This is a genomic window from Streptacidiphilus alkalitolerans, assembly GCF_042511045.1.
Classification (GTDB): Bacteria; Actinomycetota; Actinomycetes; order Streptomycetales; family Streptomycetaceae; genus Streptacidiphilus; species Streptacidiphilus alkalitolerans.
In genome coordinates this window covers 160,913-182,173 of sequence record NZ_JBHEZX010000016.1, presented here as the reverse complement: position 1 = coordinate 182,173, position 21,261 = coordinate 160,913, and the positions used below count along the sequence as shown (strand labels likewise).

Annotated in this window: 17 protein-coding genes and 1 tRNA gene; 5 read left to right on the top strand and 13 right to left on the bottom strand. The window is 72.4% G+C overall.

Going from position 1 to position 21,261, the window contains the following annotated elements:
* Positions 1-5 precede the first annotated feature (5 nt).
* The 5 genes from ACEZDG_RS29805 to ACEZDG_RS29785 form a co-directional block, all read right to left on the bottom strand.
* Positions 6-3,023 (bottom strand): hypothetical protein, encoded by a 3,018-nt coding sequence (locus tag ACEZDG_RS29805; RefSeq protein WP_380515353.1) that lies wholly within the window; start codon positions 3,021-3,023, stop codon positions 6-8.
* A complete protein-coding gene (locus ACEZDG_RS29800; protein ID WP_380515350.1) occupies positions 3,020-4,918 on the bottom strand; it encodes an HSP90 family protein in 1,899 nt (632 codons plus the stop codon). The genes ACEZDG_RS29805 and ACEZDG_RS29800 overlap by 4 nt, the downstream gene beginning before the upstream one ends.
* A complete protein-coding gene (locus ACEZDG_RS29795) occupies positions 4,900-5,982 on the bottom strand; it encodes a hypothetical protein (RefSeq protein WP_380515347.1) in 1,083 nt (360 codons plus the stop codon). Before ACEZDG_RS29795 ends, ACEZDG_RS29800 begins: the two co-directional genes overlap by 19 nt.
* Positions 5,983-6,151: 169 nt before the next feature.
* Positions 6,152-6,225 (bottom strand) — tRNA-Lys (locus tag ACEZDG_RS29790).
* 104 nt (positions 6,226-6,329) lie between these two features.
* Positions 6,330-7,016, bottom strand: coding sequence for a GOLPH3/VPS74 family protein (locus tag ACEZDG_RS29785; RefSeq protein ID WP_380515345.1), 687 nt, complete (start codon positions 7,014-7,016; stop codon positions 6,330-6,332).
* A 444-nt stretch (positions 7,017-7,460) separates the two neighbouring features.
* On the opposite strand from ACEZDG_RS29785, the gene ACEZDG_RS29780 reads away from it, so the two are divergent.
* From ACEZDG_RS29780 to ACEZDG_RS29770, 3 genes are all read left to right on the top strand, one after another.
* Entirely contained in the window at positions 7,461-8,474 is a 1,014-nt protein-coding gene (locus ACEZDG_RS29780) for an LLM class flavin-dependent oxidoreductase (RefSeq protein ID WP_380515388.1), read from the top strand.
* On the top strand, positions 8,471-9,349 hold the full coding sequence (locus ACEZDG_RS29775) for a 1-aminocyclopropane-1-carboxylate deaminase/D-cysteine desulfhydrase (RefSeq protein ID WP_380515343.1): 879 nt from the start codon (positions 8,471-8,473) through the stop codon (positions 9,347-9,349). Before ACEZDG_RS29780 ends, ACEZDG_RS29775 begins: the two co-directional genes overlap by 4 nt.
* Before the next feature lie 123 nt (positions 9,350-9,472).
* A complete protein-coding gene (locus ACEZDG_RS29770; protein ID WP_380515340.1) occupies positions 9,473-10,744 on the top strand; it encodes a chitinase in 1,272 nt (423 codons plus the stop codon).
* A 101-nt stretch (positions 10,745-10,845) separates the two neighbouring features.
* Here ACEZDG_RS29770 and ACEZDG_RS29765 read toward each other — a convergent pair whose 3' ends face one another.
* Both ACEZDG_RS29765 and ACEZDG_RS29760 read right to left on the bottom strand, forming a co-directional pair.
* Positions 10,846-11,088 carry an acyl-CoA carboxylase epsilon subunit gene (locus tag ACEZDG_RS29765; protein WP_380515337.1) on the bottom strand — a complete coding sequence of 81 codons (243 nt, stop codon included), beginning with the start codon at positions 11,086-11,088 and terminating at the stop codon, positions 10,846-10,848.
* A gap of 16 nt (positions 11,089-11,104) precedes the next feature.
* Positions 11,105-12,751, bottom strand: coding sequence for an acyl-CoA carboxylase subunit beta (locus ACEZDG_RS29760; RefSeq protein WP_380515335.1), 1,647 nt, complete (start codon positions 12,749-12,751; stop codon positions 11,105-11,107).
* A gap of 266 nt (positions 12,752-13,017) precedes the next feature.
* Between ACEZDG_RS29760 and ACEZDG_RS29755 the strand changes: the two genes are divergently transcribed.
* Positions 13,018-13,674 carry a hypothetical protein gene (locus ACEZDG_RS29755; protein ID WP_380515333.1) on the top strand — a complete coding sequence of 219 codons (657 nt, stop codon included), beginning with the start codon at positions 13,018-13,020 and terminating at the stop codon, positions 13,672-13,674.
* A 165-nt stretch (positions 13,675-13,839) separates the two neighbouring features.
* Positions 13,840-14,583 (top strand): thiol:disulfide interchange protein DsbA/DsbL, encoded by a 744-nt coding sequence (locus ACEZDG_RS29750; RefSeq protein WP_380515330.1) that lies wholly within the window; start codon positions 13,840-13,842, stop codon positions 14,581-14,583.
* Here the strand turns inward: ACEZDG_RS29750 and ACEZDG_RS29745 are convergent.
* The 6 genes from ACEZDG_RS29745 to ACEZDG_RS29720 form a co-directional block, all read right to left on the bottom strand.
* A complete protein-coding gene (locus ACEZDG_RS29745) occupies positions 14,541-15,842 on the bottom strand; it encodes an MBL fold metallo-hydrolase (RefSeq protein WP_380515328.1) in 1,302 nt (433 codons plus the stop codon). The two genes, ACEZDG_RS29750 and ACEZDG_RS29745, sit on opposite strands and share 43 nt — an antisense overlap.
* Positions 15,843-15,845: 3 nt before the next feature.
* Positions 15,846-16,589, bottom strand: a complete 744-nt coding sequence (locus ACEZDG_RS29740) for an HAD family hydrolase (RefSeq protein WP_380515325.1) — start codon at positions 16,587-16,589, stop codon at positions 15,846-15,848.
* Entirely contained in the window at positions 16,582-17,412 is an 831-nt protein-coding gene (locus ACEZDG_RS29735) for a carbohydrate ABC transporter permease (protein ID WP_380515322.1), read from the bottom strand. The genes ACEZDG_RS29740 and ACEZDG_RS29735 overlap by 8 nt, the downstream gene beginning before the upstream one ends.
* Positions 17,409-18,713, bottom strand: a complete 1,305-nt coding sequence (locus ACEZDG_RS29730) for an extracellular solute-binding protein (RefSeq protein WP_380515319.1) — start codon at positions 18,711-18,713, stop codon at positions 17,409-17,411. Before ACEZDG_RS29730 ends, ACEZDG_RS29735 begins: the two co-directional genes overlap by 4 nt.
* A gap of 37 nt (positions 18,714-18,750) precedes the next feature.
* Positions 18,751-19,626 carry a carbohydrate ABC transporter permease gene (locus ACEZDG_RS29725; protein ID WP_380515317.1) on the bottom strand — a complete coding sequence of 292 codons (876 nt, stop codon included), beginning with the start codon at positions 19,624-19,626 and terminating at the stop codon, positions 18,751-18,753.
* A gap of 213 nt (positions 19,627-19,839) precedes the next feature.
* On the bottom strand, positions 19,840-21,126 hold the full coding sequence (locus ACEZDG_RS29720) for a hypothetical protein (RefSeq protein ID WP_380515315.1): 1,287 nt from the start codon (positions 21,124-21,126) through the stop codon (positions 19,840-19,842).
* Positions 21,127-21,261: the final 135 nt, after the last annotated feature.

The window sequence follows — 21,261 nt, the reverse complement described above, 5'->3', positions numbered from 1 at the left end:
CGGGGTCAGTTGAGGCTGTCCCGCAGGCGGCGCAGCGTCGTCGCCGCATCCGCCAGGCCCGCGGCCTGCGCCTCCGCGGCGGCCTTGTCCAGGCGCTCCCGCGCCGCCGGGGCCCGGTCCAGGGCACGGCCTTCCACCAGCGCCGCCATCCGGACCGACTCGAACCGGGCCGGCGCCTCGGCATAACCCGCCCGGTCGTACGCCGCGACAGCCTGCTCGAACGCCGCCAGCGCCTCCGCAGGGCGCCCCGCGGCGGCGTGCACATGGCCGCGGGTGTGGGAGCACTGCGCCACATCGACGTCCACGCTGAGGAACTGCTCGCGCGCCAGGTCCTGAGACTCCTCGCGCAGTTGGTCCGCCTGGTCCACGTAGCCGAGGGCTTCCTCGGCCGCTTCCGCGCCGCGGGCCTCGATCGCCTCGGCGGCGAAGGTGCGCAGCGTGTCGGTCAGGTCGGGGAGGCACGGCGCCTCCGCGTGGGAGGCCAGCGCGCGTTCGAGCGCCGCCCGGGCAGCCTCCCAGTTGCCGGCCGCCGCCAGTGCGCCGGCGGCACCCGCGGCGGCGGAGGTCAGCGGTCCCTTCTCGGACCAACGGCTGACGGCGTCGGCCAGCCGAAGGAACTCCTTCGCGGCCTCACGCGGCTCCCCCAGCGACAGCAGGGAGTTGGCCAGATCGACGCGGATCTGGGCCGTCAACTGCTCAGCCGAGGATGGCACTTGGCCTTCTCCATCCGAACTGTCCGCGCCGTTCGCGACATCCGGACCCGTCTGGTCCACCAGGGTCTCCAGCACGGCCACCGCGTCGGCGGTCGAGCCCTGGGCGCGCAGCGCTCGGCTCAACTCCCAGCGCACCGACCGCGCTTGCTGCGGCTCGCGCTCGCGGTCCAGTCGCGCCGCCGCCTCCGAGAACGCCCGCACCGCGGTCGGGTACTGCTTGGCCCGCAACGCGGTGTCGCCGAGCAACCGGTGCAGCGGCGTCAACTCGTCCGGGGGGATGTCGGCGGGGGCCTCCGCAAGGCCGCGCTCGATCTCGGCCATCGCCTCGGCGTTGCGTCCCTGCGACCGGAGCGCGAGCGCCAGCAGCAGACGGCCGCGCGGCATCCGCCAGGGCCAGTCCCACGCGGTGAAGATCTCGATGGCCCGGCGGGCGGAGGCCTCGCCCTCCACCGGCGCACCGTGGGTGGCCTGGTACTCCGCGAGCACCTCGTGGGCCAGGGAGACCTGGGTCGCCCGGTCGGTGGAGTCGCCCTCGGCGATCAGGGTCTGCGCCTCCGCGGTGAACTGCTCGGCCCAGCGGGTGTGCTGCTCGGGTGCGTCGGTGTGCAGCAGTGCGTGACGTGCCGTCAGCACCCGGCTCTGACGCACCACCAGCTTCCGGCCCAGGGCATCGCGCCGCGCCTCCTCCGTGTCGAAACCGGCGGCCATCAGGACCTCGAAGCGTGCCAACAGGTCGTCGAAGACCGGCCAGGCCGCTTCCGCCGCGGCGGCGGCATCAGTGACGTCGTCCCGCGTGGCCTCGCACCACGCGAGCCGCGACTCGGACGCCAGCATCCTCGCCGAGGAGCCGGCCGGGCCCGTCTCGTCTCCACCTTCGGCCTGGTGGGCCCGGGTGTAGTGCTCCACGGCCTCGCGCAGTCGGGCGGCGCAGGCGTCCCAGTCCTGCCGCTTGGTCGCGCGGTGCGCCAGTTCCGACGCGATCTCGCCGCGCAGCAGGTCGTCGACGGCATCGCCCTCGTCCGCCGCCCGCTCCAGCAGCGCGTCCCAGAGCAGCCGGGAGCCGGGGTGGTTCTCCCGGTCCAGGCGGCGTACCTCGGCGACGAGTTCGGCGAAGTTCTGGGGGATCTCAGCAGTGGATGACGTCGTGGATGACGCCGTGGGCGCGGTCCCGGCAGCGGCGCCGGCGGCCGGCTCGGCCAGGGCCGAGGTCTGCACGCCCAGGTTCAGCTGTGCTGCCAGCGGCTGGGCCGCGAGGCGCTCCCGGCGGCGCGCGGACACCGTGTCGTTCCCGTTGCGGGTGTCGAAGCGCGACGCCAGTTCGTCGGCCTGCCCGGCGACGGCGTCCCGGAGCGACGCGACGGTCCACTCCGCCCCGAGCGGCCCGGCGCAGGGCAGCTGCCCGTGGCCGGTGTCGACCAGCCGGGCCAGGAGCAGTTGCACGGCGGTGAGGAAGCTTAGGCGACTGGCCAGGGACGCGGTGAAGTCGAACAACGACCGGTTCTGGGCCAGCAGTTCGAGGCCGCGGGCCTCGTTGCCGGTCAGCGCGCAGAACTCCAGGTGCCGGCCCACCGCGTTGAGTTCCGCCTCCTTCCCACGCACCTTGCGGTAGCCGGTGAGGTGCGCCGCCCGCGCGTCGTCGGACCGCCCGAGCCGCAGCAGCGGCAGCAGGGCCAGCGCCTGGCTGTTGTGGGGCTCCTCGTCGCAGCTGCGCCGGCCGTCGAAGGTCGGCTGCAGCTCCGCCAGCGCCTTCCGGTCGTCTCCGCGCCGGATGTGGTGGTTGGCGCGGTCCCGGGCCTCGCAGGCCTCGCAGTCGGTGAACTCCGTCCGTCCGCGGGTGGCCCACAACTCGTAGGCCAGCTCCTCCCGTTCGCCCACCTGCTGGGCCAGGCTGTACTCCTGGGCGTAGACGGGCTGCAGGCCGTGGCCTGCCTCCTGGTAGCGGCGGCGCATCTCGGCGATCCAGCCGCGGATCGAGGCGAGCGGCACGTCCGGTGTGGACAGCAGGCCGTTGGCGACCCATTTGAAGAACCAGAACAGCCGGCGGACCTCGGACTCGTCGAACGCCTTGGGGTTCTCGTCCCACAGCCCCAGCAGCCGGGCGAACGCGACCGGGTACTTCACCGTCTCGCCGCTGCCGTGGTAGGCGCTCATCAGCTCCACCAGGGCCGACACGGTGACCTCGGGGTCGCCGAACTCCTCGGCGGCCTCGACCAGTTCCTCGGCGACCGCGGCGGTGGCGCGTCCCTTGGGCCGCTCCCGGTTCTCGCGCAGGGCCAGGAAGAACTCGTCCCTCGTGGTGGGTGCGGTCATGACTGGGCCTTCTCCTGTCCGGGGCCGGTGGGGCCGGCGGCCTGGGTCGCGAACTCGAGCAGGCCCAGGAACGAGCGGTTGAGCAGCGCGTGGTCGGTCGGTCGCAACGGCCGCCGGGAGAGCAGCAGCGCCTGACCGTAGAGCGCCTCGATCGCCGTCTCGGACAGCTGCGGGTCGGCCGTCCCGGCCATTTCCGCGAGCTTGCGGATCAATGGGTTGAGGTGATTGAGGATCAGCTGTGCGCGGGGCGTGGAGGCACTCAGCGAACCGAGGATCCCGGCCCACAACTCGTCTGCCTTGGAGGACAGTTCGGAGCGGCGGCGCTCATGGCGGGCCTCCCGGTTGTCCACCAGCATGGCGGGCACGCCCACCGGCTGGAAGGAGCGCAGCGCCACATCGGTGTCGAACCGGTCCGCCACCGCACGGGCCCGGGCCAGGAACGGCGCGGCGGCCAGCTCGGCCGCCGGGTCGACGCTGTCGAGGTGCGCGCTGACGGTCTCCGGGTCCAGGTCCGCGACGGTGACGCCGGGCCGGACCAGCGGGAGCTGGTGCACCAGGTCCCGGTCGTAGACGTAGCCGCCGTTGACCACGCCCATCCCGGCGGCGGCGGCGATCGGCGCGACCTGCCGGAACTCCTCGACGGTCTGGGTGACCAGCACCACCGGGTGGGCGCGGGCGAACTCGTCCAGGCTGACGGTGCCGTCCGTGGTCTCGAAGGGCAGCCACGGCAGCAGCAGCGCGAGCAACTGGTCGTCGTAGCGGGCCAGTGCCTTCACCGCGAGGTGGTGCACGTCCAGGAAGCGCCGCAGCAGCGCCAGGTCCGAGGCGGCCAGTCCGGTCAGCCACTGGCGCACCCGCTCGCCGATCGCGTCCCGGACCGCGGCCAGCGTCTCGTCCTCGTACAGCGCCTCCCGCGAGGCGGTGGGACGCAGACCGGTGGTGTCCACCACGCAGGACACGAAGAAGGCCCAGTCCGGCACCAGTTCGGTGGCCTGGTCGGACAGCAGCATCCCCTTGAGGTGCACCCGGTTGCCGGACCGCTTGGTCGGGTGCGCGGGCGTCGGCAGCACGAACGCCACGCCCTTCAGCCCGACCAGCGGGATGTCCAGGTCGATGGTGTCCAGCGGGTTGAAGTCGAAGACCTGCCTGCCGTACGCGGCCAGCGCCTCGCGGCGGGCCAGGGGCGAGCCGTACGGCCGCTCCCACACCGGCGGGGTGTCGTTCACCCGGACCACGTCGCCGTGCCGGTCCACCACCTCGACCTGGTAGCGCAGCAACGAGCCGAAGTGGCGCGCCAGTTGCACCACCCGGCCGGGCTCCAGCCACTCGCTGCCGTCGGCGCGCGGGGTCAGCGTCACCGTGGTCCCCGGCTGCGCGACCGATCCGACGGGCAGGGTGCGGATGCTGTACGTGCCGTCGCTGCGGCCGTGCCACTCGACGGCGGGCGCGCCCGGTTCGCGGGCGCTGCGCGACACCACGGTGATCTCGTCCGCGACGACGAAGCAGGCGAGCAGACCGATGCCGAACTGGCCGATGAAGTCGGCACGCGCGGCGGACAGGTCGAGTTCGCCGTCCGCGCCGCGCTTGGAGGAGCGGCCGATGGTGGCGAGGAAGGTGTGCACGTCCGACTCGGTGAGCCCGACGCCGGAGTCCTCGACCACGATGCCGCCGCCCGCGTCGGTGCGGATGGTGATCCGCGCCGGGGCCGAGGGGTCGAGCAGGCGCCGCGCGGTGATCGCGTCCACGGCGTTCTGCATCAGTTCCCGCAGGTAGACCCGGGGAGAGGAGTAGAGGTGGTGGGACAGCAGGTCGACAAGGCCGCGCAGGTCGACCTGGAAGGTGTGGCCCGGCTGGGGTGTGGTCACTGGAGTGCTTCCTACTTCCTCTTCTTGCATTCCTGGCGCGCCGTGGCGAACACCCGCCCCGCGTTCCCGGCGTAGCCCCACGGCAGTCTGGTCGGACGGTCGCCGATCCTCCGGAACAGGTCGTGGGCGGTGGCCCGGTCGCCCGCGAGCCAGAACGCCATGGCGAAGGCGTTGAGCGCGGCATGGGGCGAATCGGTCGGGGCGTACGCCGGGTGCAGCACCGAGGCGGCGGCGGCCTCCTTGAGCTCGACCAGGACGCCGCCGCTGCGCATGTACGCGGCGTCCTCGCCCTTGGGCAGGTCCAGCCAGTGCTCAAGGTGCGCGGTCGCGGTCAGCACGCCGATGCCGCTGCCGGGCGGGGCCTGCTCCAGCGACCGCCGGGCGAAGCCGTGCATCTGCTCGTGCGACCCGCTCCACTTCGCGCAGATCTGCTGCAGCATCGACGCGTGCAGGGCCACATGGTGCGGGTCGCGGCGGACCCCGGCCTCGAACCGGCGCCGGGTCACCTCGTGTCCGTGCTCCAGGCCGCGCGAGATCGTGGTCAGGAAGCACCACGGGGTGGCCGACTCGGGGTCGGCCTCGACCGCGGCGTAGAGGGGGGCCTCGGCGGCCTGCAGCCTCTCGTGGAAGATCCGGAACTTCTCCTGCGAGACCTGCGAGGCACGGGCGCCGGTACGCGCCTCCCAGGCCCAGGCCACGTGCCGGGCGCCGGAGAGGGTGAGCGCGAGGGCGTTGCCCGGCTGCCGCTCGGGGAGCGTGAGCAGGAAGTCGCCGCCGAGGTCGTCGACGCAGGTGATCAGCCAGGTCAGCCGCTCGTGGTCGCCCCGCTCCCGGCAGGGCCGCAGGATCGCCTCCATCGCGGGCCAGTCCGCGTGCGCCACGGCGTTCCGCAGCGCGGCGAGCTCCGGGTCCCCGTAGGTGGGGTCGACCGGCACCGGCTTCGGGCCGCCGGCGGCGGTGGTGCTGCCGGAGCCGGTGGCACTGGTGGCGGCGCGGCCGGCGCCGCCGACGCCGGACGAACCGCGCTTCGCGAACGTGCGGACGGCTATGGCGGCCCCGATCGCGGCAGGCCCCAGCAACGCAAGGTTTGACACGTGTTCGTTCCCCTCCAACGGCCGCCCCGGCGGATCACACGGTCGGCAGAGCGCAGACTAACCGACTCCCTCCACGCCCGGACACCGGGTTAAGGGCCCCGCCGCAATTGCGAACCCGCGCGTGGAAACGCCAAAGGCCGCCCTTCCCGGAAGAAGGACGGCCTCGCTGTGCGCCGCCAGGGACTCGAACCCCGGACCCGCTGATTAAGAGTCAGCTGCTCTAACCAACTGAGCTAGCGGCGCTTGATCTGTGTGACGTCGGCAGTGGCTTTTCGCCGCTGTTTGGGCACAGCGGAAATACTACCTGACCTGCGCGGGTGCTTCCGACCACCCCCTGCTTTGCGGGGTCAGCCGCTGCCGGTCTGGACGTCCTTGGCGGCGCGGACCGCGGCGTGGACGGCGGAGGCGACCGGGTCCTGGCGGGTGAGGGCGGCGAGGCGCTGGCGGGCCCTGCGGTTGGCGACCGGGCCCGGGTAGAGCCGGCGGGTGAGGTCCACGGCGTGGGCGAGGGCGGCGAGTTGGAGTGAGCGGGGGTCGGCCTCGGGGTTGTCGACGGCGTCGGTGACCAGGGCGGCTGCCAGCTTGTGGGCGGCGGCGCCCCGGTCGGTCACGGTGTACTGGGTGATCGGGATCAGCCCGAGCAGCTTCCAGACGCGGCGTTGGGCGAGCCCTCGGTCCACCAGCGACTGCAGGTACGGTTCGGCGGCCCGCCGGGACAGCCGGTTGACGCAGGAGCGGACCCGGGCGCCGCGCGGAGGCGCGGCGTAGCCGGAGAGGGTGGTGACTGCGGCGTCCAGGGCGGGGTGCCCGAAGGGGCCCGGGTGGAGCAGCACCAGGCGGTTGCGTTCCAGGGCGGCGGCCCCGGCGGCCAGCAGCTCGGCGAGGGTGCCGCCGGCGAGGGCGAGGCGGAAGTGGCTGGGCTGGCGGAGGCGGGGGGCGTTGCGGGGGTCGTTGCGGGGGTCGTTGCGGGGGTCGTTCGGGGACGCGCAGAGCAGGAGCAGGTCCTCGGGGAGGGTGGTGCCGTACGCGTCCATGCCAGGTGCATCCCCCGCGGGGCGGGGTGGTGAACCCTGCGCGGGGCGGGAAGGGGGGTTTGGTGCTGGGGTTGGTTCGCTGGGTGCGGGTGGTGCGGGGCTGGGCGCGCAGTTCCTCGCGCCCCTGGGTAGGTGGGATGAAGCGAAGGTGGGGTCGGTGCGGGATGGCGCGGGGCTAGGCGCGCAGTTCCTCGCGCCTCGGTGCGGGTGGGGGCGGGGTGGGGGGCGGTTCCTCGTGTCGCTGGGTGGGTGGGTTTTGGGCGGGGCGGGAACAGAGTGGGGGGCTGGGCGGTTGCCAGGCAGGACAGGGGTCGTTGGAGTCGTATCCGTGGGAGCACCGCCGTGAGTCAGTCCGAACCGCTCGAAACGCCAGATGTCGCGTCGGGGGTTCCCGACCTCGCCGCGCAGGTTCCCGGGCGGGCCCGGGGTTCGGCGGAGACGCCGCTGTCGATCCTCGATCTGGCGACCGTCGGCGCGGGCTACACCCCCACCCAGGCCCTGGCCGCGACCACTGCGCTGGCCCGGAAGGCCGAGGAGTGGGGCTTCCACCGGTTCTGGGTGGCCGAGCACCACGGCATGCCCGGCGTCGCCAGCTCCGCCCCGGCGGTGCTCCTGGCGCATCTGGCCGCCGCGACCTCGACCATCCGGCTCGGCTCCGGCGGTGTGATGCTGCCGAACCACGCCCCGCTGGTGATCGCCGAGCAGTTCGGCACCCTGCACGCGCTGCACCCCGGCCGGATCGACCTCGGCCTCGGCCGCGCTCCCGGCACCGACCAGGCGACCGCCCGCGCGCTGCGCCGCGGGGTGCTGGACGAGACCGCCGAGGAGTTCCCGCAGCAGCTCAGCGAGCTGACCCGGTTCCTGGACGCCGACTTCCCGGCCGGCCACCCGTACCAGCGGCTGCGTGCGGTGCCGGGTGAGGCGAGCGCGCCGGGCGGGGGCCGTCCGCCGATCTGGCTGCTGGGCTCCTCCGGCTTCAGCGCACAGCTGGCCGGGCGGCTGGGCCTGCCGTTCGCCTTCGCGCACCACTTCAGCGCCGGGAACACCGTCCCCGCGCTGGACCTCTACCGGCAGTCGTTCCGCCCGTCCGAGGTGCTGGCGGAGCCGTACACGCTGATCGGCGTGGGCGCGGTGGCGGCCGACAGCAGCGCGCAGGCGCGGCGGCTGGCCGGGTCCGGGGCGCTGGCGATGCTGCGGCTGCGGCGCGGGCAGCCCGCGCTGGTGCCGACACCGGAGGAGGCGGAGGCGCACCCGTACACCCCGGCCGAGCGCGAGTTCCTCGACGCCTGGCTGTCGAACGTGGTGCTGGGCGATGCGGCCGAGGTCCGCGAGGGCCTGCTGGAGCTGCGGAAGCGGACCGGCGCGGACGAGCTGATGATCACCAGCAATATCCACGGGCACGAGGCCAGGCACCACTCCTACCAGCTGATCGCGCAGGCGTACGGCCTCACTACGTGAACCGGACGACCGATGACGCGGCCTCTCCGCTGCAGGAACTGCGGGACGATCGCCTCGCCGCGGCCGGTGTCCGGCTGCTGCTGAAGCGGGACGACCTGCTGCATCCCACCGTCCCCGGCAACAAGTGGCGCAAGCTGCTGCCCAATCTGGCCGAGGCCAGGGCCGCGGGCCAGGACACCCTGCTGACCTTCGGCGGGGCCTACTCCAACCACCTCCGGGCCACCGCCGCGGCCGGGCGGGAGTCGGGTCTGCGCACCGTCGGAGTGGTACGGGGCGACGAACTGCGTGGCCGCCCCCTCAACGCCTCGCTGGCCCAGGCTGCCGACTGGGGCATGGAGTTCGACTTCATCGACCGCGGCACCTGGCGGCGGCGGATGTCCGCCGAGGTGCTGGGCGAACTGCGCCGGCGGCACGGGCCCGCCCTGGTGGTCCCCGAGGGCGGCAGCAATGCCGCCGGGGTGCGCGGGTGCGTGCCGCTTGGGCAGGAGTTGGCGGGTTCCGGCGCCGAGGTCGTGGCTGTCTCGGTCGGCACCGGCGGCACCCTGGCCGGACTCGCCGCCGGTCTGGCACCGCAGCAGCGCGCCATTGGTTTCGCGGCCCTGAGCCACGCCCCGCTGGACGCCGAGACCGCCGCGCTGCAAGTGGAGGCCTTCGGTCGGCGTACCTCGAACTGGCGGATCGAGGAGGGCTACTGCTTCGGCGGCTACGGCCGCAGCACGCGTGAACTCGTCGCGTTCGCCGAGGAGTTCAAGGCCGCGCACGGGATCGTCCTCGATCTCGGATATGAGGCCAAGGCCCTCTTCGGAGTCTTCGCCGAGCTGGCCCGCGGGGAGTTCCGACCTGGCACAACCGTGGTCGCGGTGCTCGCGGGTTAAGCGAGGCTCAAGAGAAATTGGTCTAGTCCTAGGTCTAGTCCATCCTATTGACGCCCAGCCGTCATCTCCTCCACTGTGAGCACCGGTACAGACCTTTCTTCCTCTCCCCCTCGAGGAGCACCGGTGTTCCGTACAACCCCCACACGCGCGCGCACGCGCAGCAGGACCCGCACCCGCGTACTCGCCGCCGTCGGTACCGCCGCGCTCGCGGCGACCGCTCTGGTCACGGCGGGCGGAGGCAGCGCGCAGGCCTCCGTCACCGCCTCGGCCGCCCTGAGCAGCAACTGGTACGCCGCGGCGCCGTACCTGATGCCGCTGGACAACGACCCGCCCAACCCGGTCGACGTGATGAACGCGACCGGCCTGAAGGCCTTCCAGCTCGCCTTCGTACTCGCCCCCAACGGCGGCGGCTGTACGCCGACCTGGGGCGGCACCGCCCCGGTCTCCTCGGACACCGCGGTCGCCTCGACCATCAGCAGCATCCGCGCGGCCGGCGGCGACGTCTCGATCTCCATCGGCGGCTACGGCGGCACCAAGCTCGGCCAGACCTGCGGCACCCCGGCCGCGACCGCCGCCGCGTACCAGCAGGTCATCACCAAGTACGGGCTGCACGCCATCGACTTCGACCTGGAGGAGCCGGAGTACGAGAACACCGCGGCCGTCGCCAACGAGGTCGGCGCGGCGCAGATCCTGCAGCAGAACAACCCCGGCCTGTACGTCTCCATCACCACCGCCGGGACGGCGGCCGGCACCGGCTGGTTCGGCACCCAGATGCTGCTCCAGGCCAAGGCGGACGGCTTCACCCCCAACAACTACTCGATCATGCCGTTCGACGGCGGCTTCAACGGCGCGGCCTCGCAGATCTCCGCGCTGCAGGCGTTCAACTCGCTGCTGATGAGCACCTTCGGCTGGACCTCCGCCAACGCGTACGCCCATGAGGGCATCTCGCAGATGAACGGACGCAGCGACAGCGGCGAGATCTTCACCCAGACGGACTTCCAGACCGTGCTGGACTTCGCCACCAGCCACGGCCTGGCCCGTTTCACCAACTGGTCGGTGAACCGCGACCGGCAGTGCACGCCGGCCGACAACGGCGGCCGCACCTCCGGGACCTGCAGCAGCGTGGCCCAGAACGCCTGGGACTTCACCAAGTTCAGCGTGAAGTTCGCCGGGGCGACCCCGCCCACCACGCCGCCGACGACCACCCCGCCGACCACGACCCCGCCCACCGGCGGCAGCGGTTGCGCCGGACTGACGGCGTGGAACTCCACCTCGATCTACACCAACGGGATGACGGTCAGCTACGGCGGCCACAAGTGGACCGCCAAGTGGTGGACCCAGAACGACCTCCCGGGCAGCCCGGTGGGCGTCTGGACCGACAACGGCCCTTGCTGACACCTGAACTGACGGTCTGACAGACCGACAGCAAACAGCAGCGGGCGGTCTCCCCGGTAGCCGGGGAGCCCGCCCGCACTGTCATGCGTACCGGCGGACGCTCAGCTGTGCCAGCTGACCGGCGAGCGGTAGTCGGGACGGCGCTCGGGGCGCTGCCAGCGGGCCTGCGCCTGGGCGTCGCCCGCCGCGCCGCCGCCGGCCTTGCCCTTGCCGCCCTTGACCGGGTGGGCCGCGGCACGGGCCAGCAGCACCGCGGTCAGCGCGGCCAGTTCCTCGTCGGCGAGCGAGCCCTTGACGACCCGGACCAGGGTGTCGGGAGGGGTGGGGTCGATGACGGTGGTCATGAGTGGGTGCCTCCGGTTACTGGGGCGGGTTGCCGTGCTTGCGCTGCGGCAGGTCGGCGTGCTTGCTGCGCAGCATGTGCAGGGCGCGGATCAGGATGTGCCGGGTCTCGGCGGGGTCGATGACGTCGTCCACCAGGCCGCGTTCGGCGGCGTAGTAGGGGTGCATCAGCTCGTCCTTGTACTGCTTGACCATCTGGGCCCGCATCGCCTCGGGGTCGTCGGCGGCGGCGATCTGGCGGCGGAAGATGACGTTGGCCGCGCCCTCGGCGCCCATCACCGCGATCTCGTTGGTGGGCCAGGCGTAGGCGAGGTCGGCGCCGACGCTGCGGGAGTCCATCACGATGTAGGCGCCGCCGTAGGCCTTGCGCAGCACCAGCGAGATGCGCGGCACGGTGGCGTTGCAGTAGGCGTAGAGCAGCTTGGCGCCGTGCCGGATGATGCCGCCGTGCTCCTGGTCCACGCCCGGCAGGAAGCCCGGCACGTCCAGCAGGGTGACCAGCGGGATGTTGAAGGCGTCGCACATCTGCACGAAGCGCGCGGCCTTCTCGCTGGCGTGGATGTCCAGCACCCCGGCCAGGGACTGCGGCTGGTTCGCCACGATGCCCACGACCTGGCCGTCCATCCGGGTCAGCGCCACGATGATGTTGGTCGCCCAGCGCTCGTGGATCTCCATGTACTGGCCGTCGTCGGCCAGCACCTCGATCACCTTGCGCATGTCGTACGGGCGGTTGCCGTCGGCCGGGACCAGGTCGAGCAGCGCCTCGCAGCGGCGGTCCGCCGGGTCCTCGGTCGGCTCGACCGGCGGGGTCTCCCGGTTGTTCTGCGGCAGCAGCGAGAGCAGGAAGCGGACCTCCTCCAGGCAGGTGCGCTCGTCGTCGTAGGCGAAGTGCGACACCCCCGACACCTCGGAGTGGACGTCGGCGCCGCCGAGGCCGTTCTGCGAGATCTTCTCGCCGGTGACGGCCTGGACCACGTCAGGACCGGTGATGAACATCTGCGAGGTCTCGCGGACCATGAAGATGAAGTCGGTCAGCGCCGGCGAGTACGCCGCGCCGCCCGCGCACGGGCCGAGCATCACGCTGATCTGCGGGATGACACCGGACGCCCGGGTGTTGCGCTGGAAGATGCCGCCGTAGCCGGCCAGCGCGGTGACGCCCTCCTGGATCCGGGCCCCGGCGCCGTCGTTCAGCGAGACCAGCGGCGCACCGGCCTGGATGGCCATGTCCATGATCTTGTGGATCTTCTGCGCATGGGCCTCGCCCAGCGCCCCGCCGAAGATCCGGAAGTCGTGCGCGTAGAGGAAGACCGGGCGGCCGTGGACAGTGCCCCAGCCGGTGATCACACCGTCCGTGTAGGGCTTGTTGTTCTCCAGCCCGAAGCCGGTGGCCCGGTGCCGGCGCAGCTGCTCGACCTCGTTGAAGGAGCCGTCGTCCAGCAGCAGGGCGATCCGCTCGCGGGCGGTGAGCTTGCCCTTGGCGCGCTGCGCCTCGGTGGCCCGGTCGCTCGGGCCCGCGTGGGCCTGCGCCTGGATGGCGTGCAGTTCGGCGACGCGCCCCCGGCTGTCGCCGCCGCCGACCGCCGGGACGGCCGGAGCCTCCGGGGCGGACGGGGCTGCGGCGGTCGCCGCAGCCGTGGCCACAGCAGCCTCACGCAGATCGCTCATCGCAGAACCACCATCTCTGGAACTCCAAGTCTGTCCGGATCGGTCCGTCCCTGGAAGGGCGGACCGGCCCACCCTTCGACACTACGAGGCACACCCGTTCGTGCGAGGGGTCGATTCCGTACAAGACCTGACGCGAATAGCTGGCAGAGCTGGACAGGACCAGATACCCGGCGACCTGCGCAGGTGCCTCCCACCAGCGGATCCGCCCGGAAACCAATTCTTGGATGGTTCATACGTTTTTCACTAATCGCCACTATGGTCTGCGCATGTCCACCTCCAGCCCCACCGAGCTCCCGAAGCCGTCCGAGCCCGCCGACGACGAGACAGCCCCCGTCGAGTCGTCCGCCACCACGGTTCTGACCAAGGATTCCGAGGATTCCGAAGACGCGCCCGCCACCCCCAAGGTGTGGACGCCGCGCCCCAATGACGTACTCAGCCCCGAGGACAAGGACCCCGAGGACCTGACCGACGAGGAGCTGGAGGACATCACCTCCGGCGGCCTGTCGAAGGGGATCCTCGGCGGCGCGGCGGCCATCAGCGCCGCGGCCCTCGGCCTGGTCTCGATCTCCGGCACCTGGTTCAGCACGATCATCCTGACCCAGACCCAGTTCAACGCGAGCCTGAACGCCTCCGGCAAGTCCACCGCGACGCAGCTCGCCGAGGGCTACACCGGCCCGTGGCACACGATGGCCTGGCACAACGGCATCTTCGCCGCCGTGGCGATCCTGGTCGGCGCCGCGGTGCTGTTCGGCGCCCAGTTCCTGGCCGTCCGGGTCACCCCGAACTGGATCAAGGCAGTGGCCATCGCCGCCGTCGTGCTGGGCTTCGTCGGCCTGCTGGTCTCGGCCGGCATGTACTTCGACTGGTTCAGCACCGCGATCCACGTGCCGCCGCAGACCGCCGCGACCACCCCGGCCGGCTGAGCCGTCCCCGTACGTACCCGCACTCCCCCGTACTCTCCCCGAGGGGCCTGCACCTGCGCGAAAGCGCTGGTCAGGCCCCTCTTTCCATGACTCGTACGGGCGAAATCCCGGGGTTCACGGCCGCGCCTCGCCCGGCTCCGTCCGCGGGTTCGCCATGGTCGTCCCATGACGACGCTCAAGACCGCGACCGCACCCAGGAGCCTGGTCCGCGCCCTCGCCGCGCTCGGCCTCGCCGCCTCGCTCGTCGGCCTGCAGGCCCCGGGCGGATCGGCCGCCGAGACGCCCCAGGCCGGGGTCCAGTACCAGCGCATCGCCCATCCGGTGACGGCCTCGCCGCGCGAGGTGGTCGAGGTGTTCTGGTACGACTGCCCGCACTCCTACCAGCTGGCCCAGCCGCTCCGGGACTGGGCCGCGCGGCAGAACCCGCCGGTGACCGTCCGGCACATCCCGGCCGCCTGGGCGGACCAGCCCGAGGAGATGGCCTACGCCCGGCTCTACTACACCCTGGACAGGCTCGGCCTGGCCGACAAGCTGGAGCACGAGGTCTTCCACGCCGTCCGCGACCAGCACTGGGACCTGACCCAGCCGGACGCCCTGAACAACTGGGCCGAACAGGAGGGCATCGACCAGCAGCAGCTGACCGACGCCTGGAACTCGCCCGAGGTGCAGCGGGAGACCCAGGACGCCCCGGCCCTGCGGGAGCACTACGACGTCCATGAGATGCCCAGCGTGGTGGTCGGCGGCACCTACCGCACCTCGCCGTTCATGGTGTCCGACGGCGTGGCCGGCACCGTCCCGGTGGTCGACTACCTGCTGAAGCGCTCGACCGCGGACGCCGCGGCCCATGCGGCGGCGCACCGCCCGGCTCACCCCTCGGCGCGCCCGGCGGTCCGCCCGCGGAAGTCGTAGCGCCGCCCGTACCCGGCCAGGACCCGGCTCATCCCCAGCGGGGGGTGCAGCCGGGCCGGGGCCGTGGTGTGGATCGGGAAGACCACCCGGGGGCGCATCCGCTCCAGCATGTGGTGCAGCTGGTCCTGGTCGGCGTGCCCGGAGCAGCCGATCTGGCGCAGTTCGACACCGAGCGCCGCCAGCCAGTCGGTGAAGGGCTCCCAGCGCGGTTCGAACGGACCCAGCGGCTCGCCGTTGGCGTGCACCAGGACGCTCGCCGGGAAGCCCTCCCCCACCGGCAGGTCCAGCAGCGAGGGCAGGTCGTCGGGGTCGGGGGCGACCACGTACCTGGACGGGGCGCCGTGCACGTCCGACAGCGGGACCTCCGCCGCCGACAGCACCTCGGCCCGGCCGCCGACGCCCGCCAGCCGCAGGAACGCGGCGACCGGCGCGGGCCAGACCACGCTGCGGCCCGCCGCCCCGGCCAGGCCGAGGAAGGCGCCGACCCGCTCCAGGTCCCGCGCGTACATCGACAGCAGTACCAGGCCCGGCGTCCGCTCCAGCGCGGCGGCGAAGTCCCGCTCCACGTCGGCCTCGCCCCGGAGCGGGCCGCGCGTCTCCCAGCCCAGCGTGGTCCCCTCGGTGACCAGCACGTCGCAGTCGGCGGCGCGGTCGGTGAAGCCCCAGGAGCGCTGCGGATGGCGGCCGTGGAACCGGATGTCGCCGGTGAAGGCGAGCGTCCCGTCGGAGGTGTGCACCAGGTAGCCGGAGGCGCCGGGGACGTCGTGGTCCACCGCGACGCACTCCACCTCCATCGGGCCGACCGCGACCCGCTGCCGGTCGTCCAGCCGGTGCCAGTGCGGGTCGCCGTGGGCCAGCCCCTGCCCGCTGGCGTCCAGGGCCCGCAGCAGGTCCACCGCGTCGGTGTGGGCGTGCACGGGGATGTCGGCGCGGACGAAGCCGGCCAGGCCGACGTGGTCGATGTGGGGATGGCTGACGAACACCGCGGTGTCCCCGGCCGCGCCGACCGGTTCGGCCAGCGGCGATCCCGGGTCGAGCGCGGCGGGGTCGAACAGGCCGGGGATGTGCGGGGCGACGTCCAGCCGCAGCCGGTCGGCGAGCTCGCGCCCGGGACGGGTCCGCACCGGGGCCCGGAACGGGTCCCGTCCGCTGGGGATGTCGAGGCCGATGTCCAGCAGCACCCGGTGGGCGCCGTCACGGACCATCACCTTGCTTCCGCCGATGACGCCGAGGCCGCCCCAGAACTCGATGGTGACCATGCGTCAGTACTCCTCGTTCGATTGCTTGCCGGACGGCTGCCCGCCGCCGGCCAGGGCCCCGGCCGCCCAGGCCCGCAGCGGGTCGAGCAGGCCCTCGACCTCCGCGGCGACCGCGTCGGCCGGGCCGTCCGCGCGGCCGAAGCGGTCGATGTAGCCGGTCGCGGCGCCGAGCACCAGGCCGGGGGCGATGTCATTGCGCCAGTGGTCGCCGACCACCAGGATCCGTCCCGGCGCTCCGGTCAGGGCCAGCTCGCGCCGCAGCAGCCGGTGCAGTCCGGCCGGTTTTCCGGTGCCGGAGACCACCTGGTCCACCAGCGGCAGCAGCTCGAGCCGGCGCAGCAGCAGGTCCAGCCCCTCGGCCGGGCTGTTGGTGGCGAGCACCACCCGCACCCCGTCCGCCCGCAGCCGCGCCAGCAGGTCGGCGTAGCCGGACGGGACCTCCAGGGCGCAGCCGGGGCCGTTCATCCACTCCCTGGTGGCCAGGAAGGCGGCGTCGAGATCCTCCTGCTCCAGGCCGTGGCGCAGGCCGAGCAGGGCGACGGCCTCCCAGCCGTCCACCGCCTCGGGCACGGCCGATCCCGGTGCGCCTGTCGCGAGGAAGCCGTCCACCCCGTCCAGCAGCACCCGGCCGGCCGGGCCGCCCAACCGCTCGGCGGTGAGGGCGGCATAACGACGGACCGGGCCGTCGCCCCGGTAGAGCGTCCCGTCGAAGTCGGTGACCAGCACGGCCTGGGCGGGGTCAGCCACGGACGCCTCCGGCGGTGGACATCGCGCCGGTGATGAAGTGGCGCTGCAGGGCGAGGAAGAAGGCCAGCACCGGCACGGTGGTGAAGACCACCGCCGCCGAGAGGCCGGTGTAGTCGGTGCCGTCGGACCCGGCGAAGGCGGCGAGGCCGACCTCGACCGGCTGGACCCCTGCGCTCTGGGTCATGATGAACGGCCAGAGGAAGGAGTTCCAGCTGGCCAGGAACACATTCAGGGTAATGATCAGCAGCGCGGGTCGGACCAGCGGCACACCGATCGACCACAGCATCCGCAGCCGTCCCGCGCCGTCCAGCTCCGCCGCGTCGAACAGCTCCTGCGGCAGGCCCATGAAGAACTGCCGGACCAGGAAGATCCCGAACACGCTGGCGCCCCAGGGCACGATCTGGATCCAGTAGGTGTCCAGCCAGTGGATGTCGTTGGCGATCATGTAGTCCGGGATGATCAGCACCGTCCCCGGCACCATTAGCACCGCCAGCACCAGGCTGAACAGCAGGCCCCGGCCGCGGAACCGCATCACCCCGAAGGCGAAGCCCGCGAGCAGCGAGGTGACCAGGGCCAGCAGCACCGTCGCGGAGGCGATCAGCACGGTGTTGAGGAACAGCCGGGGCCACGGGGCCGCCGCCCAGGCGCGGCTGTAGTTGGCCCACTGCCAGTGCGGCAGCAGGATGTCCGACAGCGAGGCCGAGGCGCTCTGCGAGTTCAGCGAGGTCACCAGGACGTAGTAGAACGGCAGCAGGAAGAGCAGGCCGACCAGCACCGCCGCGGCCCGGGCCGCGGCGGTGCGGAGTCGGAGCGGCACTGTCACTGCGCGGCCTTCTGGTCCGCGAGCGCGGCGGTCTGCGCGGCGTCCAGGGCGGACTTGGGGTCGGCGCCCTTCTCCAGCACGTTCTGCAGGGCCACGACCTCCTCGCCCTGCGCCTTGGCGATCCAGGCGAAGGGCGGGGTCGGCACGGCGTACTCCAGCGCGGCCACCGCGGTGTTCATATAGGGGTTCTTCGCCAGGAAGTCGCTCATCAGCGGCAGCGCCTTGGCGGTGACCGGGAGGTAGCCGGTGGTGCTGGACCACTGGGCCTGGCTGGAGGCGCTCGCCAGGAACTGCATGTACTTCCACCCGGCCGCCTGCTGGGCCGGGCTCGCGCTGGCGAACATCACCAGGTTGGTGCCGGTCATGATGTTGGAGGGACCGGACGAGCCGGTCGGCAGCACCTCGGTGCCCATGGTGAACTTGCCGCCCACCGCCTGGTTCTCGTAGTAGTAGCCGGCCGCGCTGCTCAGGTCGAAGGCGCCCTTCTTGGCGCCCAGCGCGGTCTCGCCCGGGTAGTTGCTGCCCACGGCCAGGGCGCCGGCCTTCTTCAGGTCGGACAGGTAGGTCAGTGCCTGCACCGCCGCCGGGCTGTTGAACTGCGGGGTGCCGTCCTTGGCGAAGTCGGGGGTGCCGTTGGCGGCGGCCAGTGCCTCGAACATGGTGTCGCCGCCGCCCGGCGCGGCGTTGCTGCCCGGGTCGACCGAGATCGCGGTGACCCCGCCGCCGGAGACCGCCTTGGCCTCGGTCGCGAACTGGTCCCAGGTGGTGGGCGCGGCAAGGCCCTTGGCCTTGAGCATGTCCTGGTTGTAGAAGATCACCTGGACGCTCTTGTTGAACGGCCACATCCACAGCTTGCCGTCCGGCAGCTTGAGGTCGTTCTGCACCCCGGTGTAGAAGTCGGCGAGCCCGGCCGGGGAGTCGCTGCCGCCGTACTGGGCGACCGGCAGGATGACCTTGCTGTTCGCGAACTCGGCCGCCCAGCTCTCGTACGCCTGGCCGAGGGTGGGGGCGTTGTGGGCGGCGACCGCCGCGGTCTCCTTGGCGTGCAGGGTGCCGTAGTCGGGCTGGAACTGCAGGTCGACCGTGATGTCCGGGTTGGCCTTCTCGAAGGCGGAGGTCAGCGCCACCAGAGTGCTCTTCTGGGTGCCGCTGCTCATGGCCTGCATAAAGCTGATGGTGGTCTTTCCGCCGGAGGACGCGCCGCCGCTCTTCGCCGCCGGGGCGGTCGAGGAGCAGCCGGCCAGCGCGGCGACGGCCGTCGCGGCGGCGAGCAGGACGAGGCTTCTGCTGGTAGTGGACATGGGGGGTTCCCTTGCTGTCAGTTGAGGGGAGGGAGGGTCAGGCGGACCTGGCGATCCGGTCGCCGGTACGCCGCTGGAGCAGGGTGAAGGCCGCGGTGACCGCGAACAGGACCACGGCGAGCGCCGCCCCGTACCCGGTGTCGAAGAGGACGAAGGCCTCCTGGTAGACGAGGTAGCTGAGGGTGGTGGTGGCGTAGGCCGGGCCGCCCTTGCTCATCTCGAAGAACTGGGTGAAGGCCTGCAGCGAGCTGATGCTGGTGATGACGACCACGAACAGGGTGATCGGGCGCAGTTGCGGCCAGGTGACGTGCCAGAACTCCTGCCAGGCGTTGGCGCCGTCCATCTGCGCGGCCTCGCCGAGCTCCGGGCTGACCACGGCCAGGCCGCCGAGGAACAGCACCACGGTGAAGCCGACCTCGTGCCACAGGCTGTAGACGATCACCGAGGGCATGGCCCAGGTGCTGGAGAACAGCCACTGCGAGACCGGCAGGTGGCAGGCCCGCAGCACCGCGTCGATCAGGCCGAACTGCGGGTTGAAGATCCAGACCCAGGCCAGCGAGGTGGCGACCACCGGGGTGGCGTGCGGCGCGAAGACCGCGACCCTGACCGCCCGCAGCGTCCTGCTGCCGCGCTGCAGCAGCAGGGCCAGGGCGAGCGAGACCGCGGTGCCGCCGACCACCATCGCCCCGCTGAAGTAGAGCGAGTGCCAGGCGCTGGAGAGGAAGCTGGGCGTGCTGGAGCTGAACAGCGTGCGGTAGTTGGCGAATCCGGTGTACGTGGACATCGCCGTGTTGAGCACGTTCCAGTGGAAGGTGCTGATGTAGAAGGTGTAGGCGGTCGGGCCGATGATGAAGACCGAGAAGATCAGCAGGGCCGGGGCCGTGTAGAGCCACCCGGCCGGGCTCTCCCGCACCCGTCTGACGCGCCGTGGCCGTTCGCGCCGTGGCCGCGCCTCGCCGTACTGCGCCATCTGCAAGCACCCGCCCTCCGCCGCGCTGTGACGAGAGAGAGTGAAACGCGCGTAGATAGCGCTGGCATGACAAACAGAGAAACAATGAGTGACGCTATGACAAGAGACCGACAGGTGTGCGATCCTGAAAGGCTGGCCACCTGTCAGCCCTGCGGGTCAGGCAAATTCGGCGAGCCTGGGCCGCACTCCCACGATCACCAGCAGCAGCGCCGCGCCGAGCAGCGCCGGGGGTATCGCGGCCCACCCCGACAGGTCGTCGTCGGCCGCCGACATCCCGGTGTCGAACCTGGCCGCCGAGGAGTCCGCGAGCAGTCCCAGCTGGCGACTGAAGTCGTAGTAGGCGAACGCGAGTTGGCCACGGGTCACACCGGTCAGCTGGGCCGCCGCCCGGTCCAACTGCCCGGCCTCGGCCAGCTGGCGCAGCCGTGCGTCCGCGGCCAGGTACTCGCGCTGGGTCCTGGCCACTCCCGGCGATCCGGCCGCGTCCGCCGTGAGCCCGCGGAGCCGCACCGTCAGCTGGTCGAACTGCGCCTGCAGGGACGGGCGGTAGGCACTGTCCACGAGCCAGTGGCTCTGCGCGGCCTCGGCGTCCGCCGCGGCGACCCGGGCCTCGGCGACCACCGCGAAGCGGGCGTAGCCCTGCTTCACCGCGCCGTCCACCTCGGAGGCGGCGCCCAGCAGCGCCGGTCCTCCGGCCAGCACCACGGCCAGCACCCCGACCGTCGCGGCCAGCAGCGCCGGGTTGAGGATCCGCCGGTGCCGCCGGGCCAGGTCGAGCTGCCACCAGACCAGCAGCGCCAGCGCCAGCACACCCACCACGGCCAGCAGTAACGCCCCGCGCCGCCCGTCGTTCACGGCGGTGGCGCGGTCCGCGGCGACCCGGTCGCCGGCCGAGGTCAGCAGGGCCTGGGCCCTGGGCAGCAGCGTCTGCTGCAGCAGTCCCTCGGCCTGGCCGTAGTAGTCGAGGGCCAGGGCCGGCGGACGGCCGGCCACCGGGGCGTCCTGACTGGTCGTCGAGAACTCCTCGGTGCCGGACAGGGAGTCATAGGTGCCGAGGCCCTCGATGAGCGCCTGGACATCGGCGTCGGACTCCGCCGAGCCCGCCAGCATGGTCAGGTCCGCGGCCAGTTCGCGGCGGTCCGCCTGGGCGGTGAGGGCGGCGAGCACGCCGTCGTCCACCAGGACCGGGGCCGAGCCGTCCGCCGGCGGGGCCGAGGAGTAGCCGACCACCAGCGAGTCGGCGTGCTGGGCGTCGAGGTCGGCGAGCATCCGGTGCAGATCGGCAGCGGCGGCGGCCCGGGGCTCGGAGACCGCGGCGAGCTGGTGCAGATCGGCCCGCGCGGTGGCGAACGCGCTGAGTGCGGCAGCCAGCAGCGCCGCGACGAGCAGCAGCGCCGCACCCGCCTGGAGCCGCAGCCGTCCCGGAGCGGCGATGGTGGTCACCCCGCCGAACATAGGTGCCAAGGGTGACGGCAGGCGGTCCGGGCAGGAGACGTACGGTGAACGGAAAACCACGAGGGGTGACCTGGGGCGGACGGCATTCCCGGCGCTGGTAAGAGTCGTGTTACATCGCTCACG